This is a genomic window from Haloplanus sp. GDY1 (assembly GCF_023703775.1).
GTDB classification, from domain to species: domain Archaea; phylum Halobacteriota; class Halobacteria; order Halobacteriales; family Haloferacaceae; genus Haloplanus; species Haloplanus halophilus.
The window spans coordinates 2,355,810-2,380,891 of sequence record NZ_CP098514.1 but is presented as its reverse complement, the minus strand read 5'-3'; the positions used below and the strand labels follow the sequence as shown (position 1 = coordinate 2,380,891).

The 25,082-nt window shown below is 70.2% G+C and carries 28 protein-coding genes; 12 read left to right on the top strand and 16 right to left on the bottom strand.

The features are described from left to right. Positions 1–62 precede the first annotated feature (62 nt). The 3 genes from NBT67_RS12770 to NBT67_RS12760 form a co-directional block, all read right to left on the bottom strand. Complete coding sequence (locus tag NBT67_RS12770; RefSeq protein WP_251342131.1) at positions 63–755, bottom strand: DUF7546 family protein; 693 nt, start codon at positions 753–755, stop codon at positions 63–65. A gap of 90 nt (positions 756–845) precedes the next feature. Continuing rightward, positions 846–2,087, bottom strand: coding sequence for a DUF2238 domain-containing protein (locus tag NBT67_RS12765; protein ID WP_251342130.1), 1,242 nt, complete (start codon positions 2,085–2,087; stop codon positions 846–848). 49 nt (positions 2,088–2,136) lie between these two features. After that, on the bottom strand, positions 2,137–3,504 hold the full coding sequence (locus NBT67_RS12760; RefSeq protein WP_251342129.1) for a phosphoglucomutase/phosphomannomutase family protein: 1,368 nt from the start codon (positions 3,502–3,504) through the stop codon (positions 2,137–2,139). Between the two features lie 131 nt (positions 3,505–3,635). On the opposite strand from NBT67_RS12760, the gene NBT67_RS12755 reads away from it, so the two are divergent. Then, on the top strand, positions 3,636–3,797 hold the full coding sequence (locus NBT67_RS12755; protein WP_251342127.1) for an FmdB family zinc ribbon protein: 162 nt from the start codon (positions 3,636–3,638) through the stop codon (positions 3,795–3,797). Between the two features lie 17 nt (positions 3,798–3,814). On the opposite strand, the gene NBT67_RS12750 is transcribed toward NBT67_RS12755, so the two are convergent. The 3 genes from NBT67_RS12750 to larB all read right to left on the bottom strand — a co-directional run bounded on the left by NBT67_RS12750 (position 3,815) and on the right by larB (position 5,199). Beyond that, the gene (locus tag NBT67_RS12750) at positions 3,815–4,066 is read right to left on the bottom strand and encodes a GIY-YIG nuclease family protein (RefSeq protein ID WP_251342126.1); all 252 of its coding nucleotides are present in this window, start codon (positions 4,064–4,066) and stop codon (positions 3,815–3,817) included. A gap of 83 nt (positions 4,067–4,149) precedes the next feature. Beyond that, positions 4,150–4,299: a DUF7563 family protein gene (locus NBT67_RS12745; protein WP_251342124.1), complete on the bottom strand. Its 150-nt coding sequence runs from the start codon at positions 4,297–4,299 to the stop codon at positions 4,150–4,152. A 141-nt stretch (positions 4,300–4,440) separates the two neighbouring features. Then, positions 4,441–5,199, bottom strand: a complete 759-nt coding sequence (gene larB / locus NBT67_RS12740) for a nickel pincer cofactor biosynthesis protein LarB (protein ID WP_251342122.1) — start codon at positions 5,197–5,199, stop codon at positions 4,441–4,443. A 152-nt stretch (positions 5,200–5,351) separates the two neighbouring features. Between larB and NBT67_RS12735 the strand changes: the two genes are divergently transcribed. Continuing rightward, complete coding sequence (locus NBT67_RS12735; RefSeq protein WP_049937578.1) at positions 5,352–5,519, top strand: DUF1931 family protein; 168 nt, start codon at positions 5,352–5,354, stop codon at positions 5,517–5,519. Positions 5,520–5,566: 47 nt separating this feature from the next. On the opposite strand, the gene rpiA is transcribed toward NBT67_RS12735, so the two are convergent. Continuing rightward, positions 5,567–6,259 (bottom strand): ribose-5-phosphate isomerase RpiA, encoded by a 693-nt coding sequence (rpiA, locus tag NBT67_RS12730; protein ID WP_251342120.1) that lies wholly within the window; start codon positions 6,257–6,259, stop codon positions 5,567–5,569. 96 nt (positions 6,260–6,355) lie between these two features. Here rpiA and NBT67_RS12725 point away from each other — a divergent pair, with 96 nt between their 5' ends. Together NBT67_RS12725 and NBT67_RS12720 are read left to right on the top strand one after the other, a co-directional pair. Next, positions 6,356–6,775 (top strand): CopD family protein, encoded by a 420-nt coding sequence (locus NBT67_RS12725; protein WP_251342119.1) that lies wholly within the window; start codon positions 6,356–6,358, stop codon positions 6,773–6,775. Further along, a complete protein-coding gene (locus tag NBT67_RS12720; RefSeq protein ID WP_251342117.1) occupies positions 6,768–7,355 on the top strand; it encodes a DUF7965 family protein in 588 nt (195 codons plus the stop codon). Before NBT67_RS12725 ends, NBT67_RS12720 begins: the two co-directional genes overlap by 8 nt. Here NBT67_RS12720 and NBT67_RS12715 read toward each other — a convergent pair. The 4 genes from NBT67_RS12715 to NBT67_RS12700 form a co-directional block, all read right to left on the bottom strand. Continuing rightward, entirely contained in the window at positions 7,352–8,710 is a 1,359-nt protein-coding gene (locus NBT67_RS12715) for an outer membrane protein assembly factor BamB family protein (protein WP_251342116.1), read from the bottom strand. The genes NBT67_RS12720 and NBT67_RS12715 overlap by 4 nt on opposite strands. A 58-nt stretch (positions 8,711–8,768) precedes the next feature. Beyond that, positions 8,769–9,893, bottom strand: a complete 1,125-nt coding sequence (locus NBT67_RS12710) for an ORC1-type DNA replication protein (RefSeq protein ID WP_251342115.1) — start codon at positions 9,891–9,893, stop codon at positions 8,769–8,771. 91 nt (positions 9,894–9,984) lie between these two features. Beyond that, positions 9,985–11,964: a MutS-related protein gene (locus NBT67_RS12705; protein ID WP_251342114.1), complete on the bottom strand. Its 1,980-nt coding sequence runs from the start codon at positions 11,962–11,964 to the stop codon at positions 9,985–9,987. Between the two features lie 49 nt (positions 11,965–12,013). Then, positions 12,014–12,274, bottom strand: coding sequence for a hypothetical protein (locus NBT67_RS12700; protein WP_251342112.1), 261 nt, complete (start codon positions 12,272–12,274; stop codon positions 12,014–12,016). Between the two features lie 90 nt (positions 12,275–12,364). Here NBT67_RS12700 and larE point away from each other — a divergent pair, with 90 nt between their 5' ends. Next, the gene (gene larE, locus NBT67_RS12695) at positions 12,365–13,237 is read left to right on the top strand and encodes an ATP-dependent sacrificial sulfur transferase LarE (protein WP_251342111.1); all 873 of its coding nucleotides are present in this window, start codon (positions 12,365–12,367) and stop codon (positions 13,235–13,237) included. A gap of 18 nt (positions 13,238–13,255) precedes the next feature. Here larE and NBT67_RS12690 read toward each other — a convergent pair whose 3' ends face one another. Continuing rightward, positions 13,256–13,885 (bottom strand): histidine phosphatase family protein, encoded by a 630-nt coding sequence (locus tag NBT67_RS12690; RefSeq protein ID WP_251342109.1) that lies wholly within the window; start codon positions 13,883–13,885, stop codon positions 13,256–13,258. Positions 13,886–13,982: 97 nt separating this feature from the next. Then, on the bottom strand, positions 13,983–15,371 hold the full coding sequence (tatC, locus tag NBT67_RS12685) for a twin-arginine translocase subunit TatC (RefSeq protein WP_251342107.1): 1,389 nt from the start codon (positions 15,369–15,371) through the stop codon (positions 13,983–13,985). A 112-nt stretch (positions 15,372–15,483) separates the two neighbouring features. On the opposite strand from tatC (NBT67_RS12685), the gene tatC (NBT67_RS12680) reads away from it, so the two are divergent. Continuing rightward, positions 15,484–17,661, top strand: coding sequence for a twin-arginine translocase subunit TatC (gene tatC / locus NBT67_RS12680; RefSeq protein ID WP_251342105.1), 2,178 nt, complete (start codon positions 15,484–15,486; stop codon positions 17,659–17,661). On the opposite strand, the gene NBT67_RS12675 is transcribed toward tatC (NBT67_RS12680), so the two are convergent. Continuing rightward, complete coding sequence (locus NBT67_RS12675) at positions 17,658–19,007, bottom strand: glycerate kinase type-2 family protein (RefSeq protein ID WP_251342104.1); 1,350 nt, start codon at positions 19,005–19,007, stop codon at positions 17,658–17,660. The genes tatC (NBT67_RS12680) and NBT67_RS12675 overlap by 4 nt on opposite strands. After that, positions 19,004–20,275 carry a phosphopyruvate hydratase gene (gene eno, locus NBT67_RS12670; protein ID WP_251342103.1) on the bottom strand — a complete coding sequence of 424 codons (1,272 nt, stop codon included), beginning with the start codon at positions 20,273–20,275 and terminating at the stop codon, positions 19,004–19,006. The genes NBT67_RS12675 and eno overlap by 4 nt, the downstream gene beginning before the upstream one ends. Before the next feature lie 156 nt (positions 20,276–20,431). On the opposite strand from eno, the gene NBT67_RS12665 reads away from it, so the two are divergent. Both NBT67_RS12665 and NBT67_RS12660 read left to right on the top strand, forming a co-directional pair. Continuing rightward, on the top strand, positions 20,432–20,608 hold the full coding sequence (locus NBT67_RS12665; RefSeq protein ID WP_251342101.1) for a ribbon-helix-helix domain-containing protein: 177 nt from the start codon (positions 20,432–20,434) through the stop codon (positions 20,606–20,608). After that, entirely contained in the window at positions 20,605–21,339 is a 735-nt protein-coding gene (locus NBT67_RS12660) for a queuosine precursor transporter (protein WP_251342100.1), read from the top strand. Before NBT67_RS12665 ends, NBT67_RS12660 begins: the two co-directional genes overlap by 4 nt. On the opposite strand, the gene NBT67_RS12655 is transcribed toward NBT67_RS12660, so the two are convergent. Further along, positions 21,336–22,100 (bottom strand): 23S rRNA (uridine(2552)-2'-O)-methyltransferase, encoded by a 765-nt coding sequence (locus NBT67_RS12655; protein ID WP_251342098.1) that lies wholly within the window; start codon positions 22,098–22,100, stop codon positions 21,336–21,338. The genes NBT67_RS12660 and NBT67_RS12655 overlap by 4 nt on opposite strands. A 168-nt stretch (positions 22,101–22,268) precedes the next feature. Here NBT67_RS12655 and NBT67_RS12650 point away from each other — a divergent pair, with 168 nt between their 5' ends. The 4 genes from NBT67_RS12650 to NBT67_RS12635 all read left to right on the top strand — a co-directional run bounded on the left by NBT67_RS12650 (position 22,269) and on the right by NBT67_RS12635 (position 24,914). Then, complete coding sequence (locus NBT67_RS12650) at positions 22,269–22,520, top strand: NUDIX domain-containing protein (protein WP_251342096.1); 252 nt, start codon at positions 22,269–22,271, stop codon at positions 22,518–22,520. Positions 22,521–23,202: 682 nt separating this feature from the next. Continuing rightward, positions 23,203–23,670: a hypothetical protein gene (locus tag NBT67_RS12645; protein ID WP_251342094.1), complete on the top strand. Its 468-nt coding sequence runs from the start codon at positions 23,203–23,205 to the stop codon at positions 23,668–23,670. 462 nt (positions 23,671–24,132) lie between these two features. Beyond that, positions 24,133–24,426, top strand: coding sequence for a UPF0175 family protein (locus tag NBT67_RS12640; protein WP_251342093.1), 294 nt, complete (start codon positions 24,133–24,135; stop codon positions 24,424–24,426). After that, the gene (locus NBT67_RS12635) at positions 24,426–24,914 is read left to right on the top strand and encodes a PIN domain-containing protein (RefSeq protein WP_251342091.1); all 489 of its coding nucleotides are present in this window, start codon (positions 24,426–24,428) and stop codon (positions 24,912–24,914) included. Before NBT67_RS12640 ends, NBT67_RS12635 begins: the two co-directional genes overlap by 1 nt. Positions 24,915–25,082: the final 168 nt, after the last annotated feature.

The window sequence follows — 25,082 nt, the reverse complement described above, 5'->3', positions numbered from 1 at the left end:
ATTGAGGCACTAAGCCACCTTCCTCAGCGAGCGACCAACGGGAGCGAGTAGGGTAGGGTAGTTCACAGCGGTAGCCGCCGCCGAACCGCGACCCCCACCTCGTCGGCCCAGTAGAGCAGGGCGACGGTGAGCAGGAAGACGAGCGTCGAGAGGTCCCACGAGAGGCCGGTGAGCGTCGAGCCGAACAGCGTCGTCGCGCCGAGCAGGGGCAACAGGAGCGAGAAGGCACAGCCGACACAGGAGAACAGTCCCAGAACGCCGGAGAGCACCGCCCGGGTCGCGTCGAGCAGGCGGGCGTAGACGAGGTAGGACATGGCGACGTATCCGATCACCTTGAACGGGATGATCGACAGGCGAACCCGGGGCGTCCCGTAGACGATGATCGGTCCCAACCCGGGAATGTTCCAGTGGATCGAGGCGACGGCGCCGCCGGCGAGCGGGCCGCCGATTCCGAGCTGGAGGGTGCCGCCGACCACCAGCAGGAGCAACAGGTACCCCCCCGACAGGGCAGCCGCGACGGCCCACTGCCGGCGGTCGACGCTCGGCGTCGCCGTTCGAAGCATCGCCCACACGCCGACGTTGATCCAGACGAACGGGTAGACGACGTACCGGGGTTCGGTCACGATCACGTCGGAGACGGCGAGGTAGGCGGTGACGAGGGCGAGTTCGGCCGCGACGACGAGCAGCCACCACCGGATGGCGGCCGTCTCGGCCGCGAGCAGGCGCCGAACCCGGGAGCGGTGGGCGCCGCTCACGCGTCGATCACCCGCGGGTCGGTGTCGGCCGCGTCCATACCGGGGCTCGGGGACGGAGGACTATGGAAATGTCGACTTCGGCGGCGGCCCTCACTCGCTGCCGTGGACGACGACGCCGAGGCGACCGGCGAGGCGGCCGGCGAGCGTCTCGAAGCGGGCGGTGCTCCCGCCAGCCACCAGGAGGGCACCGACGGCGTTGAACACGAGGTCGTTGACGATGTCGGCAGTCCCGTACTGTGCCAGCAGCGCCTCGCCGCCGAGGACGGCCGACAGACCGCCGCTGGCGAACTCCAGGATCTCCCAGCCGACGCCGACCGCGAGGACGAACAGGACGACGAACGCCGCCCGGAACCGCCGGTCGAAGTCGACGCTGCGGGAGTGTCGCTCGACGGCCCGGGCGACGGCGTAGCCGCCGACGGCCACCAGCGACGCCGACAGCGAGTGTGCGAGGCTGTCGTACCACCCGAAGGCGGTGTAGAGGCCGGCGGCGCCGGCGCCGTGGAACGCCGACGCGAGCGTCAGCCAGACGACCAGCCCGGCGTCCATCGTGTACCCGTACTCCCGGCGCAGGAGCGCGGGGAGCAGCGTGAGGCCGAGTGGGACGGCGCTGTTGAGAAGGAGGGTGACGTTGCCCGCGACGGCGGCCCAGGCGGCGATGGCGGCGAGGAAAAACTGCAGTCCCCGGACGGCGAGGACGTGGCGTCGGTCGGCGTCCAGGCGGTCGCGGTCGGAGCGGTCGCCGTTCGGGTCGCGACGCGAGGCGGCGGCGCGGGAGAGGCGACCGATCCGATCCGAGTGTTCGACGTACAGGTCGAAGACGACGCCGGCGAGGACGCCCGCGCCCGTCGCCGCGACGAGGTCCCACATCAGTTCCGTCCGCCCGGTCACGAACGCCGTCCCGAACAGCACGTCCGCGGCGAAGACGACGACGGTCCACGCGCCCGCGAGAGCCATCGTCGCGACGACGACGAACACGGCGGCGAACCGCGGCGTCATCGACAGCGAGGTGAAGGCGTCGAGGACGACGACGACGAGGAGCGTCAGCGCCGCCATCGCCAGGAACGTCGTCACGCCCGGGAACAGGCCGGCCGCCCGCACCACGAAGGGGAGGGCGGCGAGCGCCAGGAGTTCGCCGGGGACGGTGACGGTGGGATCGCCCGCGAGCGCCGGGACGAGCGTCGCGACGCCGGCGGCGAGGAGCGCGAGCGCCGCCCAGTCCGGTTCGCCCAGACGGACGAGGGCGACGGCGGCCGCCGGGAGGGCCGCGGTGACGGCCCACGCGACGCCGGCGTCGACGCGGCGGTTGACGAGCAGCGACCGGAGCGACGTCATCGGCCGGCAGTACCGGGAGCGGGGTGTAAAGCCTTCGGGCGCGAGGCGATCAGACCAACGCGACGACCAGGTCCCGCCCCTCGTCGAGGATGGCGTCCACCCGCTCGCGGCTCTCGGCCTCGGCGTAGACCCGCATCTTGGGTTCGGTGCCGCTGGGGCGGACGAGCAGCCACGAGCCGTCCGAACACAGGAGCTTGAAGCCGTCGAGGGTCACCACGTCCTCGACGGCCCGCCCGGCGACGACGTCGGGGATGTCGTCGCCGAGGGCGGAGACGACGGCCGCCTTCCGGTCGTCCGGGCAGTCGACGCTCACCTTGTCGGCGACGACGTCGCCGTGGGCGTCGAGCAGGCGGTCCACCCGGTCGTCGAGCGGGTCGGCGGCGGCCACGTCGGCGGCGAGCAGCGCCATCAACACCCCGTCCTTCTCGGGGACGTGCCCGCGAACGGAGAAGCCGCCGGACTCCTCGCCGCCGATCAGGGCGTCCTCGGCGACCATGGCCTCGGCGACCCACTTGAAGCCGACCGGCGTCTCGATCACCTCCTCGCCGTGGGCGGCCGCGATCCGGTCGATCAGGAAGGTGGTGGAGACGGTGCGGACGGCGGGTCCCGAATCGTCCTCCAGGAGGGCGTCGTAGAGGGCGGCGAAAAACAGGTTCTCGTCGAGGAACCCGCGGTTCGGCGTGACGACCGCGAGGCGGTCGGCGTCGCCGTCGTTCGCGATCCCCAGATCCGCGTCGTGGGCGTCGACGGCCTCGACGAGGCCGCCCAGATGCTCCGCGCTCGGTTCGGGGGGGACGCCGCCGAAGGACGTGTCACGCTCGCAGCGGCGGCGGACCACGGTCGCGCCCGCGGAGTCGAGGAGGGCGTCGGTGACGCCGCGACCGCTGCCGTGCATCGCGTCGTAGACGACCGTCAGTCCGGAGAGGTCGGCACCGGTCAGGTCGCGGGCGTGGGCGGCGTGGGCGGAGACGAGGTCGGCGCGCTCGACCGACCCCCTGGGGCCGTCGGCGCGGGGCTCGGCGAGGCGGGCCTCGATGGCGTCGGTCACCTCGGGGAGGGCCGGCGCGCCGTCGGACGGGATGAACTTCACGCCGTTGTACTCGGGGGGGTTGTGGGAGGCGGTGACCATCAGCGCCCCGGCGAGGTCGCGGTCGACGACCGACCACGCGATCACGGGCGTCGGACAGTCCCGCTCGGGGAGGACGGCGTCGACGCCGTTGGCCGCGAGGACGTCGGCCAGCGATTCGGCGAACCCCTCGGAGGTCGCGCGGGCGTCGTACCCGACGGCGACCGGGGCGTGCGCCCCCTCGTCCGCGAGGTAGTCGGCGACCGCCTGCCCGACCATCCGCACCCGCTCGTCGGTGAACGCGTCCAGACGGGCGCGCCACCCGTCCGTGCCGAAGGAGATGGCGTCCATACGGTGACCTCCACCGGCGGTGGGAAAAAGGTGGGCGTCGGACGGTCGGTGGACGAACGTCCACTCTCACGGGGCGGGCGAAAGCGTGTTACCGTGGCACGCGGTAGCTCGGAACGGGGAGGGGAGGCGACATGGCAATCGTCGAAACCCTGAAGCGGATGTTCACCGCGGACGAACGCGTCGTCTACCGGTGTGACGGCTGTGGGGAGACGTTCGACGTGGGAGCGGACGTCGACGATCCGTCGTGTTCGGCGTGTGGTGGGACCGAGGTACGGCAGATCAACCGCATCTAGGCGGGCGACGCGGGCGGTCACTCGCCGTCCGCGTCGGTGACCAACCGTTCTTTCGCCGGGCGCGACAGCGACTTGATCTCGTGTTCGCGGGACATCGCCGCCGAGCGCGTCCCGTAGCGCTCGGTGTGGACGAGTTCGACGGGCGTCCGACCGCGGGTGTACTTCGCGCCCTCGCCGGCGTCGTGTTCGGCCACGCGTCGCTCCACGTCGGTCGTGTAGCCCGTGTAGTAGGTGCCGTCGGCACATTCGAGGACGTAGACGTAGTGCACGGTCGTGGGACACGCGGGCCGTACCTATAGTCGCCGGTGCGTGGAAGGTGGCTTCGCGTGGTGGTCGAACGGCGCTGCAGTGGTTACGCGTTCGGGGTGCGGCGTCGGGAGGCTTCGGCGATGCCGGCGTTGGCCGAACAGCTCGGACAGGCCAGGATGCGCCCACTCGCGTCGGCGAACACCCGTGCGAAGCGCTCCGAGACGTGTGACCCGCAGTGATCGCAGCGTGCCATGATTGAACCGGCTACCACCGGTGCCGGTATCGCGGGTTGGGAACCCACACCTAAATGGGTTGCGCGCGCGTGCGCCTGTGCTGACCGTTCGTCCAGAAACCCCGCGTGAAAGGGACGATATCTTCGCGTTCCGCCGGCCGATCACTCCTCGCGGGCGGCGGCGACGGCCCGGGCGATCAGCCCGGCCTGCGCCCCCGCCGAGAAGCCGTCGTCGATGTTGACCGTCGAGAGGGCGGTACAGGACTGGAGCGTGCTCGCCAGCGCCGACTCGCCCTCGCCGCCGTAGCCGTAGCCCGTCGACACCGGCAGCCCGATCACCGGCGTGTCCACGAGGCCGGCGACCACCGTCGGGAGCGCTCCCTCGCGGCCGGCGGCGACGACGGCCACGTCCGCCGCGCGCACCGTTTCGAGGTTGTCGACGATCCGACCCAGGTGGGCGACGCCCACGTCGTCGACGCGGTCGACCGTCGCGCCGACGGCGCGGACGAGCGTCGCCGCCTCGCCCGCCGCCGCCGCGTCGGAGGTGCCCGCGGTGACGATGGCCACCGTCGCCGGGATGGTCGGCGCCTCGAACCCCGGCGCCTCGACGACGAGCGTCCGGGCGCGTTCGTCGTGGTCGACCGTCGCCTCGGCCGACAGGCCGTCCGTGACGGCCGCGACGTGGGCGTCCTCGGCACGGGTGACGACCACCCGGCCCGTCGTCTCCAGCGCCGCGTCGGCCATCGAGGCCACCTCGTCGGGCGTCTTGCCGTCCGCGAGCACCGCCTCGGGAATGCCCCGGCGGCGCTCGCGTGCGGCGTCGAATCGTCCGGCGTCGGTCGTGGCGTAGCCGGCGAGTCGGGCCTCCGCCTCCGCCGGCGACAGCTCCCCCGCCGCAACCGCGTCTAGAACCTCGCGCATACCGGCCGTCCGACCGTGAGCTACTCGTAGGTGTCGATTTTCTGCCCCAGTATTTATGTATCTGGGATGAAACGCGCGAGAACGGCCCCTGTGGCGGTACGTGCGGCCGATTTGGGAAATCTTATTAATAAGGGTGGGTATGTTCCCCTCGTATGGCAGACCTCATCGTCAAAGCCGCCGTCAAGGAAGCGCTCCAGGACAAGAACGTCGCTTCGGACTTCTACGATGCCCTCGACGAGGAAGTCGAGGAACTGCTCGCGGACGCCGCCCGGCGTGCCGAGCAGAACGACCGAAAGACCGTCCAGCCGCGCGACCTGTAAGTCGGTCCGCAGTTCTTCGATTTTTCGCGACCGGATAGCGACGCCGATCAGTCGGCCGTCCGGACGCGGACGCCGTCGGCGTGTCCCACGTGGACCTCGTCGGCCAGGCCGACGAACAGGCCGTGAGCGACGACGCCCGGCAGCGCCGCGAGTTCGGACGCGAGCGCCGCCGGGTCGGGGACGACCCCGAACTCGCAGTCCAGCACCAGGTTGCCGTTGTCGGTCACCACGGGGCCGTCCTTCCGCTCGGCGGCCCGGAGCGTCGGCGTCCCGTCCAGGTCGCGGATCGCTCGGCGGACGGTCGCCCGGGCGTCCGGCAACACCTCGACCGGGACCGCGCCGTCGAGACGGTCCGTCTCCTTCGAGGGGTCGACGACGACGACGAACCGGTCCGCGGCGGCGTCGACCACCTTCTCGCGGGCGTGGGCCGCGCCGCCCCCCTTGATCAGGTCGAGGTCGTCGCTCACCTGGTCGGCGCCGTCGATGGCGACGTCGATGCGCTCGACGGCGTCGAGGTCGACGAGCGGCACCCCCACCTCGCGGGCCAGGTCGCGGGCGGCGTAGGAGGTGGCCACCCCCCGCACGTCGAGGCCGGCGTCGACCGCACGCCCCAGCGCCCGGATGGCGTGGGCGGCGGTGCTGCCCGTCCCGAGGCCGACGACGTCGCCCTCACCCACCAGATCCGCGGCGTGTTCCCCCGCACGACGCTTCGCCGCGTCCGAGCCACCGTGCGTCTTCATGCCCACCGCTGCGGGGGCAGCGGTCAAAAGCGCCGTGGTCCGGGCCGTGAGACGCCGGCCGAACGTATAGGTGGCCCCGGGCCGTCGGGGGCCGGTATGGTCCCCCTCTCACACCTGCTGGTCCGCTGGCTCCACCTCCTGGCGATGGCCGTCGCCCTCGGCGGCACCGCGCTCGCGTGGTGGGTGAGCCGAACCGCCGACGCGACGACGGCCCTCGTCGTCGCGGGGCGCTACGAGGGCGCGTTCTGGGGCGCGCTCGGCGTCCTCGCCATGACCGGCGTCGGCAACCTCGGCGCCCTCGCGCCCGCCATCCCCCGCGGCCCGTGGGGGGCGGCGCTGGTCGCCAAACTCGGCCTCGTCCTCGCCGTCCTCGTCGGGTCGGCGGTCCGGACGGCGACGGTGGTGGCCGCCCGCGACCGGGACGCCGCCGCGGCGCCGCTCGAACGCGCCTACGCCCTCACGGCCGTCGCCCTCGTCGCCGTCGTCGGTCTCGCGGAGGTGCTGGCGCATGGCTGAGGCGGGCGGCGAAGCGGCCGACGGCGAGGCCGGAAGCGTCGAGGGGCCCGACGACGGGGCGACCGAGGGAGCGGCCGACGAGGGGCGGGCGTCGGGGGCCGACCCCCTCCTCGCGTGGACGCTGGCCTCGTTTCACGCCGCGACGCTGGTGGTCGGTCCCGTCCTCCTGCTCTACGCCGTCGACGCGCTCGGATCGCTCCTCCAGGGCGTCCGCACCGTGACCGGCCTCGGGCTCTATCTCGCGCTCTGGGTGTTGACGTGGTGGACGAACCGCCGGTGGCTGGCCGCGACGGATCTCCGGGGGCTCCGGGGAACGGTCGTCCCCGGCGCGACGTGGGGAGCGATCACCGGCGTCGGCTTCCTGCTCGTCCTGCTGGTCGCCGTCGGGGTGATCGTCCGCGAACCCCTCCTCGTCGCCGCGCTGGCGGTGGGCGGGATGCCCGTCTCGGCGCTGGTCGGCGCGCTCGCCGGCGCGGGCTTCGCCGTCCTCGACCTGCTGATCGTCGAGGCGGGACGGCGGCTGGCGGGCGGCGAGCGGGCCGAGGCCGGGTCGGTGGGCCGATCGGAGCCACCGAGTTAGACGCTGCTGAACGCGAACAGGCGGCCGTCGGAGGTGATGCTGTAGAGGTAGCCGCCGGCCGCCATCACGTCGACGATGGGGTCGTATATCTCCTGTTGCCAGCGCGGGGTGCCCGTCCCCGCGTCGACGGCGGCGAGGAGGATGCGCTGGCTCGTCGGGTCCGTCCGCCCGACCGCGTAGAGGACGTCGCCGACGACGATCACGTCGCCGCGCACGCCGAAGGGGAGCGACCAGCGCTCGGCCCCCGTCGCGACGTCGAGGCCGTGGAGCGTCCGCCGGGTGCCGTAGACGGCGACGCCGTCCGCCACCGCGAGCGTGGCCGGGCGGACGGACGACTCGGCGGTGGCGGCCCACAGCCGCTCGCCCGCCCGGGGATCGAAGCCGACGACGCCGTTGCCGGTCGTGGCGACGACGGCGCCCTCGGCGGCCGCGACGCGGCCGACCGGGCCGTCCACGGGCGCGTGCCACCGCATCCCGGGGATGGAGGGATCGACCGCGTACAGGTGACCCACCCCGGTCGTCGGCTGGCCGTCCGGATAGCCGGTGCCGACGAACGCGGCGCCGTCGGCGACGGCGGCCGCGCGGATCTTCCGGTCCCGGCGCTCGCTCCCCCGCAGGGCGTTCGGTGCGAAGGACCAGCAGTGCTCGCCCGTGCGGGCGTCGACGACGCGGTAGGCGTCCTCCGTCGGCATCACCAGGCTCGTGCCGGCGGTCGCCAGGCCGCCCACGAACCGGCCGGGGAGGTCGTAGACGTTCCGGAGCGACCCGTCGGCGCGGTCGATGGCCTGGACGCGCGCGCTCTCCGGGGTGCCGAAGGCGACGTACACCGTCCCGTCGGCGGTGACCGGCGGGCCGATGGGCACGGCGTCGACCCGACGGCGCCACTGGATCTCGCCGTTGCGTCGGGGGTCGTGACACAGCACGGCCGAAACCGGGACGCTCGGGTCGGTGTCGGGGTCGGCCGCCACGAGGTAGACGAACCGGTCGTCGGCCACGGGGAAGGTGACCTGCGCTTCGAGCGCCGACATGGTCCAGCGCTCGTTGAGCGGGAATTCGGTGGGGCCGTTGACCGCGGGCGCGGCGTTCGTCCCGGCGGGGTCGTGGTGGGTCATCGGCCACGTGCCGTCGGGGATGGCCGCCGCGTCCAGCGCACAGGTCCCCGACCCCCGCTCGAACGCCGCGCCGAGCGAGGCCGCCGCCTCCGCGGTCGGCTCCGGCGACTCCGTCTTGATCGGTTCGGCCGTGGCGGTCGCCGACGGCGTCGGCGCCTCGTCCGCACGCCCCCCACAGCCGGCGGTCAGTCCCCCCGCGACGGCGGCGAGGTACGTGCGCCGTGTGAACCCATCCCAACCCATGCTCGCTTCGCAAGCGGGATCGAGCGGGTAAATGTGTTCCGGCGATCGCGACGCCGGGTCACAGCCGGTCGAGAACCGCCTCGGCGTCGTAGGAGAGGGTGAGCGACCGGGAGCGTCCCCGGCCCTCGACGTCGGCGTAGTCGGCCTCGATGACGCCCAACTGGTCGAGTTTGTTGACGATTTCGGAGTATCTGGTGTAGCCGAGCCCCGTCGACTCGTGGAACGCCTCGTACACCGTGCCGGCCTGCTGGCCGTCGTGTTCGGCGATGGTCTCGACCAGCGCCCGTTCGGACTCCGTGAGTTCGCGCAGACACCGGGAGAGGTGGACGTACTTCGACTTGTCGTAGGCCTCCTCGACGTCCTCGACGCTGACCGTCTTGCTGGCGCGCATCTCGGCGTTGAGGCCGGCGCGACGCAGCAGGTCGATGCCGACCCGGAGGTCGCCGCTCTCGGCGGTGAGTTCGGCCACGCGGTCGAGTTCCTGCGTCCCGACCACGCCGTCGTGGAAGCCGCGGTCGACCCGTTCGCCGAGGATGTCGACGATCTCGTCGGCGTCGTAGACGGGGAAGTACACCTCCTCGGGCCGGAAGACGCTCTGGACGCGCCCGTCGAGTTCCTCCATGATGTCCAGCCCCAGATCGGAGGAGACGACGATGACGCCGATGCGCGTCCCGGCCGATCCCTCGTGGGCGCGAAGCAGCGAGTAGAGGGTATCGGAGGCCTCGTTCTCGTAGAACAGGTAGTTCACGTCGTCCAGCGCGACGACCAGCACCTCGTCGTCGTCGACGAGGCGGTCGGTGATCTGCCCGAACAGCTTCTTGAACGAGATGCCCGACGAGGGGGGTTCGTAGTCGAAGACGTGCTCGAACACGCGGGAGAAGACGGCGTAGCGCGTCGAGTCGAGCTGGCAGTTCACCCGGACGGTCCGCACCCCCGGCTGGCCGGAGAGTTCGCCGAACAGCTTCAAAACGGCGGTTGTCTTGCCGGTCCCCGGCGGCCCCCGGACCATCGTGTTGAGCGGGCGGGAGCCACGCACCGCGGGACGCAGGGCGTACTTCAGGTTCTCCAGTTGCGTCTCGCGGTGGTCGAACGTCTCGGGCACGTAGTCGATTTCGAAGACGTGTTCGTCCCGAAACACGGACTCGTCCCACGACAGCATCCCCTCGTCGGGGTCGTCTGTCATCAGTTTCACCTCGCTCGTCGGCCCACTTAACAGTTGCCGCGAGGCCGTCAGACGGCGTCCTGCGGCCGTCGGACGCGCGTCCGCCGTCGTGTCAGAATTTCTCCAAAAGCCGGCTGTAGAACTCGGCGTCCTCCCCCTCGTCGGTCGCCAGTTTCTCGACGATGAGTTCGGGCGTCGACCGCGCGAGGTGGTCGGTCACGGGCGAGCGGTTCACCCGGAGTTCGCCGTCGACCAGTCCGACGGCCTCGATGCCGTCGACGGCCACGTCGATCCCCGCGGCGTCGCGGATCTCGCCCGCGAGGTGGGAGACGAAGACGGCCGTCACGTCGCCCCGGTCCAGGGATTCGAGGATGCCGGCGATGATCTTCGCGCTCGCACCGGGTTCGGTGATGCTCTCCAGTTCGTCGACGAGGACGAGCCGCGAGTCCGTTCCGGTCGCCAGGTCGGCGAAATCGCGGAGCGTCGCCTCGAACGCGCCGGCGTCGAGGGTGCCCTGACTCTTGGCGTAGTAGTGGAGTTCGGAGACGCGCTCGATTTCGGCCGACTCGGCCGGCACCGGCAGCCCCATGTGTGCGAGAATCGTCACCAGCGCCAGCAGGTCGAGCGTCGAGGTCTTCCCCCCGCTGTTGACCCCGGAGAGGAGCGTCACGCCCGAGACGGCGTAATCGACGGGCTCGACGTCCTCGAAGGCCACGTCCAGCAGCGGCGACCGGCCGCCCTCGACGGCGACGCCCGACACCTCGTCGTCGATGCGGGGGAGCGTACACTCGAAGTCGGCGGCGAAGCGGGCGATCGCCAGTTCCACGTCGCGCTCCAGCGCGGCGCGGACCAGGTCCTCGGCGGGGTCGCGGAGCGCGCCCAGGTCCTCGGCCAGGTCGGCCTTCAGCCGCGCGGCCCGGCGGTCACGGGCCGCCGTGAGTTCGGTGCGGAGCCGCGAGACGGCCTCCTCGTCGTGTTCGAGGGGGAAGGTGGGCTCGCCGCCGAAGACCCGTTCGGCCAGGTCCGCCTCGTCGGCCAGGTCGAGGCTGTCGATCAGGTGATCGCGGGCCTTCTCGACCGCGCGGTCGAACTCGTCGGCGAGTTCCCGGGAGAGCAGGGCGTCGACGCGGGCGCCCTGCTCGACCAGCGAGAGGAAGTCCGTCCCCTCGATGGTCACGTCGCGCTCGCGGATGGCGGTCCGGAGGTGGTCGTTGGCGACGGACTCGGCGGTGCCCACCGCGGCGTCCAGGTCGTCGACGGCGTCGGTGAGGCGGTCGAGTTCGTCGTCGCCGACGGGCGTGCCGTCGTCGTCGAGTCGCGAGAGGGCGTCCCGGAGCGCGTCGAGGTCACAGGGCGGGGCCATCCCCGCGGCGTCGTGGACGCGGGCCGCCGCGAGCAGGGCGTCGCGGTTGGAGGCGAAGAAAGCGAGGAGGCGCTCGGGCACCACCTCCGTGGGGTTCGCGAGGGCGTCGGGACGGACGCGAACGTCGCCGGTCACGTCGACGCCGGCGAACGACTCGTCCAGCGCGATCACCGTCGCGTACGACCGGGCGAGTTCCGCCAGGTCGCGGGCGTCGTCGACCACCTCGACGGAGAGTTCGGGGACGGCCTCCTCGGCCGCGGCGTAGCGCTCGGCGTCCGCGGTGGCGAGACAGCGGTCCCGAACCCGGGTCGGCGGCGGATCCGTCAGGGGTTCGACGTCGGCCAGCGCGTCCAGCGTCTCGGGGTCGACCTCGCGGGCCGTCGCCCGGTCGACGAGGTCGCGGACCTCCTCGATCCGGGACTGGGCGCCGGTTGGGACGAACGTCGCCACCCGGCTGGCGGCGTAGTCGGTGACCGTGCGCTCACGCAGGAGGTCGAGGAGCCGCTCGTGGACGTCGCGGGCGCGGTCGGTCGCGAGGAACTCGCCGTCGGCGCCGTGTTCGTGCCGGACGGCCGCGCGGGCGATGGCGGCGGCACGCCCGGGCGAGATTCCCGGCGCCCCGGCGAGCGCCGCCACGTCGCCCTCCCGGAGCGCCCGTTCGGGGTCGTCGAGGTCAGCGAGCGCGGCCGCCGTCTTCTCCCCGACGCCCGGGATGGCCGTGAGTTCCATGCGGGCACGAGTATCGCCCCATCCGGCAAAACGTTGCGGGTCGCGGGGATCAGTTCCCGTCCCCGTCCCCGTGCCGGGCGAAGTGATAGAGGACGCCCCACACGAACGACAGGAGGAGGACGACGACGAGTCCGCCGGTCACGTCGCGGGACAGCGGCGTGCCGACGACCGCCGAGAGGTGGCGGCCGGCGACGGCGCCGGCCTCGGCGAGCGGCGGCGTGTAGGTCCAGATGTACTTCGAGAGCATCGTCCCGACGATCAGGCTGACGAAGGCTGACAGCGCGTGTGAGGCCCCGGTCTTTGCTGGCATACTCCCCTCCGTACGCTGAATTGACGCGACGGTGGGATGAATCTTCCCCCGTCAACGCGCTTTTCACCGTCGGCGCGGTACGGGGGTGCAATGACCTCCCTCGATGCGAAACTCGACGCCGCCCGCGACGACCTCGCGGAGCGCGACGGCGTCCTCGTCGCCTTCTCCGGCGGCGTCGACTCGGCGGTCGTCGCCGCACTCGCCCACGACGCCCTCGGGGACGACGCGGTGGCCTGCACGGCCAGAAGCGAGACGCTGCCCGCGGACGAACTCGACGACGCGGTCCGGGTGGCCGAGGAGATCGGCATCCGCCACGAGACGGTGACCTTCTCCGAACTCGACGACCCCGACTTCGTCGCGAACGGCGACGACCGGTGTTACCACTGCCGGACGATGCGACTGGGGAAGATGTACGACGTCGCCCGCGACCTCGGCATCGGCACCGTCTGTGACGGGACGAACGCCTCGGATCCCGGGGAGGGCCACCGTCCCGGCCTGCGCGCCGTCGAGGAACTCGACGTGTTCTCGCCGCTGCTGGCACACGACCTGACCAAATCGGAGGTCCGGGAGGCGGCCGAGCGGTACGACCTCTCCGTCGCGGACAAGCCCTCGATGGCGTGTCTCTCCTCGCGCATCCCGACGGGGCTGGAGGTGACCGAGGAGCGACTGACGCGCGTCGAGAAGGCCGAGCGCCTCCTGCGGACGTGGGGCTTCTCGCAGTTCCGGGTCCGCGACCACGACGGCCTCGCGCGCATCGAGGTCGCTCCCGACGAACTCGACGCCGCCCTCGACCGGGAGTTCGTCCGCGCGGCCCGCGAACACCTCACCGACGTCGGCTTCGATCACGTGACCCTCGACCTGCACGGCTACCGGACGGGGAGCGTCAGTCCCGAGGGGGAGGCCGACGACGACCCCGTCGTCGAGGACGTGTTCGCCCAGGAGTACCCCACCGGCGGGAACTGACCGCCGACGCCACGGCGCTCACGCCGAGAGGGCGTCGAGGAACTCCGTCCGGTTCTCCGCGACCAGTCGCGCCTCCCCGTCGGCGACGCGCAGTTCGTTCAGCCCGCAGTTGTGCTGTTCGCCCTCGACGATGGCGTCGACGACCCCGCGGTCCTCGACGGCGCCGAGGAGCAGGTGGAGCGGCCCGCCGTGGCTCACCACGGCCACCGTCTCGTCCGGCCCGCTCTCGGCGAGTACCCGCTCCCAGCCGGAGAGGACGCGCTCGCGCACGTCGCGGAGGCTCTCGCCGCTCTCCGGTCGGGCGTCCACCGCCGCACGCCCCGCCCGCGAGAGCGACAAACGGTCGTGCTCCTCGAACACCGCCTCGCAGGGGAGCCCCTGGTAGCGGCCGAAGTCCCGCTCGCGCCACGCGGATTCGAAGGCGGGGTCGTGGCCCACGTGGTCGGCGAGGTGGGCGGCGGTCTGTCTGGCCCGCCGCAGGTCGGAGGCGAGCACCCGGTCCACGTCGTAGTCGTCGGCGACGGCGGCGGCGAGCGCCCGCGCCTGCTCGTGGCCGCGGTCGGTCAGCGGGGTCGGCGCCCACCCCTGCAGGCGGCCCTCGCGGTTCCACGTCGTCTCGCCGTGGCGGGCGAGCAAGACGGTCGTCATGGGGCGGGGTAGGACCGTCCCCTACAAGAGCGTTCCTCGGGACGCGAGTGGACGACACCCCGCGGGTTCGTTCGTGAACTGTTGGCAGGGGAGCCGCTCAGTTGCCCGTCCACCGGAGGAGGGCGAGCGTCCCCTCGAACAGCGTGATCATCGTCGCGGCGACGATGATGGGGGCCATGCCGGTCGGGTCGGGGCTGACGAGGAAGGAGAGCCCGAGGAAGCCACCCCAGAACAGCAGGCGCCGGCTCTCCATCCACTCCCGGGTGGTGAGGTTCATCATGATCGCGAGCATGATGAACAGTGGAATCTGGAAGACGATGGCCATGTAGCCCATGAGCACGAGGATGAGGCCGAACGTCTCCTTGAGTCCGAAGGCGATGAGTTCGACGGACTCCTCGGTGTACTCGGTGAAGTACAGGAAGATGGCGGGGAGGACGACGAAGTGGGCGAAGCCGACGCCGATCAGTGCGAGGACGAGACTGGTCGGCACGGCGGCGAGGTAGTAGCGGCGTTCGCGGGGGAAGAGTCCGGGGCGCATGAAGAGGTACGTCTCGTAGACGGCGATGGGGAGGCCGACGACGAAGCCGGCGAGGGCGGATACCTTGAGTTCGGTGATCAGGAGTTCGAGCGGGCCGTACAGCCGGGGCCGCAGGTTCGGGTTCGTCGCGGCGCCCGGGATGTGGGCGTTCCAGAGGTAGTTGATGATCCGGTCGGCGACCGGGAAGACGGCGAGGGCGACGACGCCGCCGACGACGAGGACGACGGCGAGTCGTTGCACCATCTCCTCGATGTGGGCCGCGAGCGGCATCTCCTCGTCGGAGGCCGGACTCGCGCCGACGAGGCCGTCGTCGAGGTCGTCGTCCAGGTCGTCGGACTCCTCGACGGGAGGGCTGGGTGCGGGCTGCGACGGGGGCGTCTCGGTCGCCGAGTCGGCGGCCACCGCCTCCGACTCCTCCCAGGGATCGTCTCCCGTCTGCACGACCGACTCGTCGTCCGGTTCCACGACCGACTCGGACGCCGCCTCGCGGGTCCACTCCTGGGGGGCCGCGTCCGCCCCCGTCTCGCGGTCGGTCCGGGGGGCGTCGTCGGGAGCGTCGTCGTCGGCCACGTCGGCGGCGAGTTCGAGGTCCGGGTCGTCGGCGAGTTCCTCGTCCGGGGCGGGCGCGCCGATGGCGTCGGAGACGCTCCGGCGTTCGTCGATGTCGAAGGGGTCGTCCCGACCGGTCGCGCCCTCCGGCGCCGTCGCGTCGGTGGCGGCGACCGAGTCGTCGTCGAGGAAGTCGTCGATGGAGCCGCCGGCCTCCGGAGCGTCCTCGGGCGAGTAGACGGTGTCGGTTTCGGGGTCGATGGCGGGGTCGGCCGCGTCGTCGGCCGTCCCCCCTGCCTCGCGGCTGTCGGACTCGGTGGTGGCCTCGTCCGCCGGATCCGACGAATCGCCGTCCGCCGCCCCCCCGGACGGCGATTCCGACTCCGATTCCTCAGCCATTCACTCGAACTATCCCCCCGGCTGTTATAGGCCTTTTTCCATCGAGCGAGCGCGCGGTCGTCTCGGCGCCGGAGAGAAAAGATTGATGACGGCGAGACGGGTTCGGTGAACTATGTCGAGCGCGCTCGATGAGGACACCCGTCGGACGCTGGACGCCGGGCGGGAGACGGCCGGTGCGATGCTCCGCTCCGCCCAGAAGGACCTCCAGAAGGTGTTCATCGTCTTCCTCGTCGGGTTCATCGGGTCGTTCTACGCCCTCCGGCTCTACATCTGGGAGTTCCTGCGGTCGATCACCGAGTCGAAGATGTCCGAGGCGACCGCGAGGGAACTCGTGATCATCGCCCAGACGCCGTTCGACGTGATCCTCCTGCAGGCGAAAATCGGCCTCGTCGTCGGCATCATCGTCGGGCTCCCCGTCTTCGTCTACTTCTCCCGTGACGCCCTCGTGGAACGCGGGCTGTGGCCGTCGGTGCCGGTGTCGCGGTGGAAACTCGTCGCCGGCGGCCTGCTGTCGGCCGCCCTGTTCGTGACCGGCCTCACCTACGGCTACGCCGTCTTCTTCCCCGTGATGTTCGCCTTCCTCGCGAACAACGCCATCGCCGCGGGCTTCACTCCCACCTACTCCATCGTCCTCTGGGCGCAGTTCATCTTCCTGCTCACCCTCTCGTTCGGCCTCGCGGCGCAACTGCCGCTGGCGATGAGCGCCCTCGCGTACGCCGAAATCGTCCCCTACGAGACGTTCCGTGACCGCTGGCGCTACGCCGTCGTCGCCATGTTCGCCTTCGGGGCGCTCTTCACGCCGCCGGATCCGTTCACGCAGATCATGTGGGCCATCCCGATGCTCGTCCTCTACGGCTTCAGCCTCTATCTGACGAAGGTGGTGGTGACGGCCAAGCGCGGGAGCGAACGGATCGACGTGTGGACCGCCGCCGGCCGCCACTGGAACGTCATCCTCGGCGTCGGCGGCGTCGGCGGACTGCTGGTCTATGCCTTCTACACCTACGGCGGCCGCCCCCTCGCCAACGACCTGCTGGCGTGGATGGGAAGCAGCAGACGCCTCCTGGCCCCGGGGGCGACCCTGCCCGTCTCCGAGACGGCGGGGCTCGCGGTCTGGACGGCGCTCGGCGCCCTCCTCGCCGGGGTGTGCGGGTTCATGTACTACGTCTACGCCGAACTCGAGGCCGCGGTCGAACCCATCGAGGTGGGCGACCCGACCGAGATCGACCTGTCGGAACTCGACGCCGACGGGATCCGGGCGGCGCCGCCGGAGGCCTTCGCCGAGTTGAGCGAGGCGGAGGCGACGGAGATGGCCGGCGACGCCGTCGACGCCGGCGACAAGGAGAAGGCCCGCGCCATCTTCGAGCGGTTCGACGAGGCCGAGGAGCTACGGGAAGCGAAAGACGGGGACGAGGGGACGCAGTCGACGACCGAGGAACTCGGCGACCGGGCGAGTCGCGCCGGCGGCACCTTCCTCGACGAGTTCACCGGCGGCGAGAAAGACGAGGACGACATCGGCGGCTACTACGCCGACGTCGCCTTCATCCTCGATTCGCTCACCTCGCGGGCCTTCCGCATCGCCGCCGTGTTCGGCATCGTCCTCGCGGGGACGTTCGGCTGGCTCTACACCGGCGGCATCGGCCGCGTGTTCGACCAGTTCCTCTCGCAGATGCCGGAGCAGGTGGTCGAGAACAACCAGATCGACGTCGTCGCCCTCCATCCGATGGAGGCGCTGATCTTCGAAGTGAAGTTCTCGACGCTGATCGCCGTCCTCGTCACCCTCCCGATGGTGACGTACTACGCGTGGCCGGCACTCCGGGATCGGGGCTTCGTCCGCGGGAACCGTAACGTCATCTTCGGGTGGACCGTCGCCCTCGTCGTCGGCCTGTTCGGTGGGTTCGCCCTGGGCTACACCGTCGTCGCGCCCAACGTCATCTCCTATCTGGTGGCCGACGGCGCCCGGGCGGACATGGTCATCGCCTACCGCATCAGCAACTTCTTCTGGCTCATCTTCTTCACCACCGCGGGCATCGGCCTCCTCGCGGACGTCCCGGTGTTGATGCTCCTGCTCAACACCGCCGGCGTCTCCTACCGGTCGATGCGGAGCCGCTGGCGCGAGGTGACCGTCGGGATCATGGCCTTCGCCGCCGTCGCCACGCCCGCCGACGTGATGACGATGTTCCTCGTCACCATCCCGCTGATGGTCGCCTACGGCGTCGGCCTCGCCGTCCTGTTCGTGGTGACGCTCGGTGGCCGGCGCGACCTCTCCAGGGGCGAGACGGCGAAGGCCTAACCCCCGACGAGCGTCAGGCGGAGGTCCATCACGTTCGTCCCCGTCGGCCCGGTCACCACCGCGTCGTCGACGGCCCGGAGCGCCGCCGTCGAATCGTGCCGCCGGAGGTGGGCCTCGGCGTCGATCCCCGCCGCATCGAGGCGTGAGACGGTCGTGTGGTCGACGAGGCCGCCGGCCACGTCCGTCGGTCCGTCGGTGCCGTCGGTCCCCAGTGCGAGCGTCGTGACCGACGGGTCGTCCGCGAGGGCGAGCGCCGACGCGAGGGCGAACTCCTGGTTCGGCCCGCCCTCGCCGGCGTCCGGGCCGACCTGCACGGTGGTCTCGCCGCCCGAGATCAAAACGCAGGGCGGGGCGACCGGCCGTCCGTGCGTCGACGCCTCGCGGGCGACGGCGGCCAGACAGGTGGCGGCCGTCCGGCTCTCGCCTTCCACCGTCGAGGAGAGGATCAGCGGCTCGTGGCCGAGTTCGGCCGCCCGGTCCCGCGCGGCCTCGACGACGTCGGTCGGGCCCGCGAGGACGGCGACGTGGCCGGCGGGGACGGTCCGCGGCGGCGTCTCCGGGTGGCTCCCCTCGGCGCCTCGGCGGAGGTGACGGCGGACGGCGGCCGGGACGGCGTCGGTCAGGTCGTGGCGGTCGAGGACGGACAGCGCGTCCGCGAACGTCGTGTCGTCGCCGACGGTCGGCCCCCAGGGCTCGCCCGCCGGTTCGTCGACGACGACGAGCGTCGCGAGGGTGGCGGGCGCGACCCGCCGGGCCAGTCGGCCGCCCTTGATCGTCGAGCAGTGTTTCCGGACCGCGTTGATCTCGTCGATGGGGAGGCCGGCGTTCAGGAGCCGGTCGGTCGTCGCCGCCAGGTCGTCAAGGGAGAGGTCACCGGCCGGGGCGGCGAGCGTGGCCGACGCGCCGCCGGTGACGGCGGCGAGCACCAGGTCGTCGGGGCCGGCCGCGTCGGCCAGTTCCCGGACTCGCCGCCCGGCCCGCAGGCTCGTCTCGTCGGGGACGGGGTGGCCGGCACCGACGACGGTGAGGCCGTCGACGTCCGCCTCGCCGCCCGCCTTCTCGGCGACGAGTCCGTCCGTGAGTCGGTCGCCGACGACGGCGGCGAGTTCGGCGGCGACGGCGGCCGACCCCTTGCCCGCGCCGACGAGGTACACGTCGTCGACGGCGGCGAGGTCGAAGGTCCGGTCGCCGATCCGGAGGCGGTCGCCGTCGCGCTCGACGGCGGCGGGGACGGTCCGCCGCGGGTGGACGGCGTCGACGGCCGCCTCGGCGACGTCGAGGAGGTCCGCCCGGGCCTCGCGGTTGCCGTGATCGGTGAGCGCCGACCGGTTGCGGACCGTCGTCATGGATCGAGCGCGCCGTCGGCCGGCGGGCCGAAGGCGGCGACGTCGCCGAGTTCGGCCTCGATTTCCAGGAGCCGGTTGTACTGCTCGGTGCGTTCACCGCGAGTGACGCCGGTCTTGATCTGGCCGGCGCCGAGTCCGACGGCGAGGTCGGCGAGCCACGTGTCGGGGGTCTGGCCGGAGCGCTCGGACACCTGGACCGCGTAGCCGTTCCGGGTCGCCAGTCGCGCGGCGTCGACGGCGTCGGTGACGGTGCCGACCTGGTTCACCTTCCACAGGAGGGCGTTCGCGGCGCCGCGGTCGATCCCTCGCCGGAGTCGGTCGGCGGAGGTGACGAACAGGTCGTCGCCGATCACCTGCACGTCGAGGCGGTCGGTCAGCGCGGCGACGCCGTCGAAGTCGTCCTGGTCGAGGGGGTCCTCCAGGGAGACGACTGGGTAGGTGGCGACGAGGTCCTCGTAGAAGTCGAGGAGGTCCGCCCGGGTCATCCGCTCGCCGAGCAGCGCGTAGGTCCCCGTCTCGGGGTCGTAGAAGTGCGACGCCGCCACGTCCGCCGCGAGGGCGAACTCGCCGCCGTAGCCACACTCCTCGACGGCCCGGAGTTCGAGGTCGAAGGCCGTCCGCGGGTCGTCGACGCCGACGGGGTTGTACCCCCCTTCGGCGCCGACGTTGAGCGACGCCTCGCCGTACTCCGCGCGGACGATGTCGCCGAGTTCGTAGTACACCTCGGCGGTCATCCGGACGGCCTCGGCGACGGAGTCCGCGCCGACGGGCACCACCTGGTGTTCCTGAAAGGGGAGGTCGCCGCCGGCGAGTTCGCCGCCCTCGATCAGGTCGAAGAAGGGGAGCGGGAGGACGTGGGCGTCCGCGCCGCCGACGTACCGATAGAGGGGACGGTCGGTCGCGGCCGCGCCCGCCCGCAGGACGGCGAGCGAGACGCCGGTGAGGGCGTTCCCCCCGAGCGGATCGTCGGGGTCGTCCAGGTCGGCGAGGGCGGCGTCGACGGCCCGCTGGGCGGTCGCGTCGCGGCCGACGAGTTCGGGGGCGATGCGCTCCTCGACGTTCGCGGCCGCCTGCCTGACCCCGCGACCCCGATATCGGTCGTCGCCGTCCCGGAGGTCGAGGGCCTCGTGGGTCCCCCGGGAGCGGCCGCGGGGGACGTCGGCCCGACCGCTCCCGGCCGGCGTCTCGACGGTCACCCGCAGGGTCGGCTCCAGTCGGTTGTCGAGGATCTCCCTGGCGTCGATGCGCTCGATTGGAGCGGCTGGCATGTCGTTCGACCGTCCGCGGGCCGGCGGTATAGTTGTGCCCCCGAATCCGTCGAATTTAAACGTCGAGTCCTCCGAGTATTCCCCAGCGAACACCATGAGAGTACGACAAGCACACCACGGCCGGCGCGTGGCCGCGGGACGAAGAGGGGGATCGGCGTGACCAAGATCAGCGTCGAGGTGCCCGACGAACTGCTCGCGGATCTGGACGAGCACGTGGGCGAGGACGGGAAGTTCGTGAACCGGAGCGACGCGATCAGGGCGTCGATCCGCAAGCACCTGGATCTGCTCGACGACATCGACGCCCGACACGGACGGCTGGAGTCCGAGGAATGAGCGCCGACCGGAACGCGTGGCCGGTGGGGCGGGTCGCGATCCTCGCGCTCTTCGTCACGGCCCTGGTGACCGCACAGTTGACCGCCTCGAAGGTGCTGGCGATCCCGCTGCCGACGCCGCTGCCGCGGATCGGCGAGACGGTGTTCCTCCCCGGGGCGGCGCTCGCGTACGCGCTCACCTTCTTCGCCTCGGACTGCTACGCCGAACTGTACGGTCGGCGGGCGGCGCAGGTGATGGTGAACGTCGGCTTCGCGATGAACTTCGTGTTGCTGGCGCTGGTGTGGTCGACCATCCTCGCGCCGGCCGCGGGGAACTCGCCGGTCGCCCCCGACGCCTTCGCGGCCGTCCTCGGCGCGAGCACGAACATCGTCGCCGGGAGCCTGCTCGCCTACCTCGTCAGCCAGAACTGGGACGTGATCGTCTTCCACCGCCTCCGCGAGGCGACCGAGGGCGACTTCCTCTGGCTCCGGAACATCGTCTCGACGGGGACGAGTCAGGCCATCGACACCGTCATCTTCGTCGGCGTCGCCTTCTACCTGCTCCCGACGTACGCGGGTCTGGGGAGCCCGACGCCGTGGTCGGTCGTCGTCGGCCTGATGCTCGGCCAGTACCTCCTCAAACTGCTCATCGCCCTCGTCGACACGCCGTTCGTCTACGCCGTGGTCGGCCTCGTGCGATCGCGGGCGGACGCGGCCGCGAAGGCCGCTGCGACGGCGAGCGAGCAGAACTAGTCGCGCCGTTCGGCGAAGGCGAATCGCGGCTTCACGTCGTCGATCCGCACCGCCACCCGGTCGCCAACCTCGGCGTCGGGGACGAAGACGGTGAACCCGTCGACGCGGGCGATGCCGTCGCCCTCGTCGCCCTCGTCGCTGATCTCGACGACGAGTTCGTCGCCGGGGGCGACCGGCGCGGTGAGATAGCCCTTGGCGACGAGGTACACCTCCGAGGAGGAGTCCCGGGAGGCGTCCGGGCGGATCGACCGCACGTACTCGAAGGACTCCTCCATCTCGGCCCGGAGGTCGGCGAGGTCCGGGCCGTCGAAGGCCTTGACCACGAGGTCGCCACCGGGGGACAGCAGGTCGCGTGCGACCCCGAGGGCCTGTCGGGCGAGGTGGATCGACCGGGCGTGATCCACGGAGTACTCGCCGGTCATGTTCGGGGCCATGTCCGAGACGACGGCGTCGGCCGAACCGACCGCCTCGCGGAGGAGATCGACGGTCTCCGCCTCGGTCATGTCGCCGCGAATCGTCTCGACGGCGTCGTGATCGAGCGGGCGGATCCGCTGGCGGTCGACGCCGACGACGGTCCCACCCTCGCCGACGGCCTCGGCGGCGACCTGGAGCCACCCGCCGGGGGCCGCGCCCAGGTCGACGACGACGTCCCCGGGGGCGAACAGCCCCGCGGCCTCGTCGAGTTGCTTGAGTTTGTAGGCCGACCGGGCGCGATACCCCTCCTGTTTCGAGCGGTTGTAGTACTCGTCCCGGTCCGTCATACGTCCCTCACCAAATTCCGTGATACGTTCCGCGGGGGAACTGCCGGCGAATTCGCGTTCATACGGGGGGAAACGCCGTCGAAGCGGAAAGGGACATCGGATGGTGTCGGCAGCGTCACGGTTCGAGCACTCGCGACCGACGCGGTGATCGTGCCCGGCGGGGAGGTGATGCTCCTCGAACGGACACACTCACCCTTCGAGGGTAGTCGGGTGCTTCCGGGCGGTCTTGTCGACCCCGACGAAACCGCACGAGAGGCCCGTGTCCGCGAGGTGAGTGAGGAAGCCGGCAGGTGGGACCGTTCGACCCGGCCGATCTGCCAAAGATGGGCTTCGACCACGAGCGGATCGTCACTGACGCGCTCCTCGACTGACAGGCGCATCGACGAGTCAAACCGAGAACTCGCTGTTCGGCCTCGTTGAAACCATCGATAGGTGACAGAGATCAGCAGTCCTGCCGAATAGAGGGCGCGTATCTCGTACAAAATCAGTTTCCCATTCGGTCAGATCAGATCGGTCGATACAAGCGAGCCACGAACCACTCGGTGAACTTAGTTCGCCGAGTCTTGGTTCGCACTTGGTCGAAGCATTGTGTAAAAGAAAAGCACAACTCCTGCAAGTACGACTACACCTCCGATTGAGCGAGCAGCAGTCGATATCCCTGTCGTGTAACCACGTACCGCAACAGCGATATCACCGAGTGCCGCGACTCCAAGTCCGAGCAAAAATACGATTATGAGGAGCAGATGGCGAACCGATCTAAGTAGTTCATTCGTTGTGGAGGGCATCAAAACCAGTTCGAGTGGTGTTTGATATAAACTCCCCGAAACTGTAAACGGCTGACCAATTCGCAGGCACGTTCTATCGGCTGCTTCGGGATCGGGATAGAGAAAATACGGTATTTCCGGTGATGATTACACGCTATATCGGTCACGGCGTTGCTGACGGCGATCGAGTAGTTGTGTAGCCGTTGCCGTGTACACAGCACCCATCCCGTACTCACCTCGAGCAGGATTCGGCTCACCCTCTTTTTCGCTCGATAGCTATGTTCGGTCAGGTGTGTCCTAGCCCAGAATTCATATCGAATCGAGATGAGTACACGACTGTGCCCTCCACCCAGTCGCGCCGGATGCTACTGCTGTCCGCCGGAACCGCACTCTCGACTCCGCTTTCCGGGTGCTTGTCTGTCTCGGAGTTCACCCGAGAGTCGAAACTCGTCTCCATTGCGGAGGTGTGGATCAAGAATCTCGGCGATAGCCCAGTTGTCTTCGATGTCGTTATCGAAGACGTAACCGATAACGAGGTGGTGTTCTGGGAAACACATCCAACGCGACCGATGGCCGACCGAGACGATGACGGGAACGAGGAAATCGACATGCACTCGTGGAAAAATCCCGTTCAGTCACCCGGGAACTATGCGCTCCACGCTCGCGCTGAGGCGGATGACCCAGCTGGTGGGAAGCAGGTAACATCCACTCGGATACAGACCGACGTGGACTGTCCGAGTATTCTGGTCGAAATCGGTATTATGGGCGAACTCTCGATCGACGTGGATGCAGAAGACGTTTGCTGACAGAAGCAGGGATCGACTCCCAAATCGCTACTGCTCTCACACGTCGATTCTCCATATGTGCGTTCGAATCGGGAGTTCTCCAGGGAATTATCGGATCGCTCTGCTGAACTCACCACACGGCCTTCAAGTGCGACAGGCAGTACCTCCACCAGTACGAGCGCCTCTGGCCGTACCTACGCGGCCTCTACGGGACGCCCGGTGTCGCGGCGACGGTGCGGACGAGGCACATCAAGGTCAGGGCTACTATCAGGGCGAGATCACGCCCATCGGCCCGGATATCGACGTCGACGCGCCGCACGACCGCGACCGATTGTCGGCTGAGCCATCGAACAGTCCATCAGCCGAGTAGCTCACAGGCGCCTGTTCCGGGAGAGACGAAACCCACCTTCTACCTTTTGAGGAACACAGGGGCGTGACTGTCCGTTACATCTATTCTGTATCGTAACGTAGTGGATCGTAACGATGAAGACGGTCACCACGCGCATACCGGAAGACGACGAAGAGGCACTCGCTGAACTGGAGGAGGAGATGAGTGCCGACCGGTCGGAGGTGCTTCGGCGACTCATCCGACAGGGGCTGGACGATTGGCGCAGGGAGCGGGCGCTGGATCAGCTTCGCGATCACAGCACCACTCTGCGAAAGGCAGCGGAACTCGCGGACGTCTCGTACGTCGAGATGCTGACGTTGGCGGCCGAGGAAGGCATCGACATCGGGTACACGACCGACGACCTCGAGCGCGACCTCGACCGCATCTGATGGTCGTCGTCGACTCCTCCGCGCTGATTCCGCTCGCGTGGGTCGGCCGGCTCGATCTCATCCCGACCGCCTTCGACGAGGTTCGGACGACCGAAGAGATCCGAGCGGAAGTTCTCACCGAGGGGAAGCGTGGTACCGCGACTCTCGAGGGATTTCTGGCGGACGTGACCGTTCACGACACGCCGACTCGATCCGAGAACGTAGCGTCGATGGAGGGAATCGCGGTGGCCGACGCGTCGGTGATCCTGCTGGCAGAAGACGACGAGGAGATCCTCCTCGCCAACGACAAGGGGCCGATCGAGGTCGCCCGGAGCCACGGCGTCGAGTGCTGGTGGGTGACGACGCTGTTGCTCAGTTGTACCAAGAACGGTGACCTGACAGCAGACGAGGCGACCGACCTCCTGTACGATCTCGTTGACGAGGGGATGAACCTGCATCCGAAGGTCTACTCGCAGGTACAGAAGAAGCTCCGCGAACTCGGGGACTGACCGGGAGAGACAGCTCCGTCAACCCGCTGTCACCGAGAGGGCGAGAACTGAGACTACCTGTCCTCCATTCGTGATTTCGGATAGGGGTGGAGAAGTACGGACGGACGAGCAGGGGAGAGTGACGATCCCGAAGGCGGTGTGTGACCGGTACGGCGAGCGGTTTCGACT

Excerpts from the sequence above, each read along its gene's own strand:
- eno (WP_251342103.1), bottom strand. The coding sequence starts at position 20,275 with ATGCCAGCCGCTCCAATCGAGCGCATCGACGCCAGGGAGATCCTCGAC.
- rpiA (WP_251342120.1), bottom strand. The coding sequence starts at position 6,259 with ATGAAGACGCACGGTGGCTCGGACGCGGCGAAGCGTCGTGCGGGGGAA.
- NBT67_RS12715 (WP_251342116.1), bottom strand. The coding sequence starts at position 8,710 with ATGGGTTGGGATGGGTTCACACGGCGCACGTACCTCGCCGCCGTCGCG.
- NBT67_RS12700 (WP_251342112.1), bottom strand. The coding sequence starts at position 12,274 with ATGCCAGCAAAGACCGGGGCCTCACACGCGCTGTCAGCCTTCGTCAGC.
- NBT67_RS12735 (WP_049937578.1), top strand. The coding sequence starts at position 5,352 with ATGGCAGACCTCATCGTCAAAGCCGCCGTCAAGGAAGCGCTCCAGGAC.
- NBT67_RS12655 (WP_251342098.1), bottom strand. The coding sequence starts at position 22,100 with ATGACGGACCGGGACGAGTACTACAACCGCTCGAAACAGGAGGGGTAT.
- NBT67_RS12755 (WP_251342127.1), top strand. The coding sequence starts at position 3,636 with ATGGCAATCGTCGAAACCCTGAAGCGGATGTTCACCGCGGACGAACGC.
- tatC (WP_251342107.1), bottom strand. The coding sequence starts at position 15,371 with ATGGCTGAGGAATCGGAGTCGGAATCGCCGTCCGGGGGGGCGGCGGAC.
- NBT67_RS12635 (WP_251342091.1), top strand. The coding sequence starts at position 24,426 with ATGGTCGTCGTCGACTCCTCCGCGCTGATTCCGCTCGCGTGGGTCGGC.
- NBT67_RS12690 (WP_251342109.1), bottom strand. The coding sequence starts at position 13,885 with ATGACGACCGTCTTGCTCGCCCGCCACGGCGAGACGACGTGGAACCGC.
- NBT67_RS12710 (WP_251342115.1), bottom strand. The coding sequence starts at position 9,893 with ATGACAGACGACCCCGACGAGGGGATGCTGTCGTGGGACGAGTCCGTG.
- NBT67_RS12720 (WP_251342117.1), top strand. The coding sequence starts at position 6,768 with ATGGCTGAGGCGGGCGGCGAAGCGGCCGACGGCGAGGCCGGAAGCGTC.
- larB (WP_251342122.1), bottom strand. The coding sequence starts at position 5,199 with ATGCGCGAGGTTCTAGACGCGGTTGCGGCGGGGGAGCTGTCGCCGGCG.
- NBT67_RS12650 (WP_251342096.1), top strand. The coding sequence starts at position 22,269 with ATGCTCCTCGAACGGACACACTCACCCTTCGAGGGTAGTCGGGTGCTT.
- NBT67_RS12725 (WP_251342119.1), top strand. The coding sequence starts at position 6,356 with ATGGTCCCCCTCTCACACCTGCTGGTCCGCTGGCTCCACCTCCTGGCG.
- NBT67_RS12760 (WP_251342129.1), bottom strand. The coding sequence starts at position 3,504 with ATGGACGCCATCTCCTTCGGCACGGACGGGTGGCGCGCCCGTCTGGAC.
- NBT67_RS12640 (WP_251342093.1), top strand. The coding sequence starts at position 24,133 with ATGAAGACGGTCACCACGCGCATACCGGAAGACGACGAAGAGGCACTC.
- NBT67_RS12765 (WP_251342130.1), bottom strand. The coding sequence starts at position 2,087 with ATGACGTCGCTCCGGTCGCTGCTCGTCAACCGCCGCGTCGACGCCGGC.
- NBT67_RS12705 (WP_251342114.1), bottom strand. The coding sequence starts at position 11,964 with ATGGAACTCACGGCCATCCCGGGCGTCGGGGAGAAGACGGCGGCCGCG.
- tatC (WP_251342105.1), top strand. The coding sequence starts at position 15,484 with ATGTCGAGCGCGCTCGATGAGGACACCCGTCGGACGCTGGACGCCGGG.
- larE (WP_251342111.1), top strand. The coding sequence starts at position 12,365 with ATGACCTCCCTCGATGCGAAACTCGACGCCGCCCGCGACGACCTCGCG.
- NBT67_RS12745 (WP_251342124.1), bottom strand. The coding sequence starts at position 4,299 with ATGGCACGCTGCGATCACTGCGGGTCACACGTCTCGGAGCGCTTCGCA.
- NBT67_RS12660 (WP_251342100.1), top strand. The coding sequence starts at position 20,605 with ATGAGCGCCGACCGGAACGCGTGGCCGGTGGGGCGGGTCGCGATCCTC.
- NBT67_RS12675 (WP_251342104.1), bottom strand. The coding sequence starts at position 19,007 with ATGACGACGGTCCGCAACCGGTCGGCGCTCACCGATCACGGCAACCGC.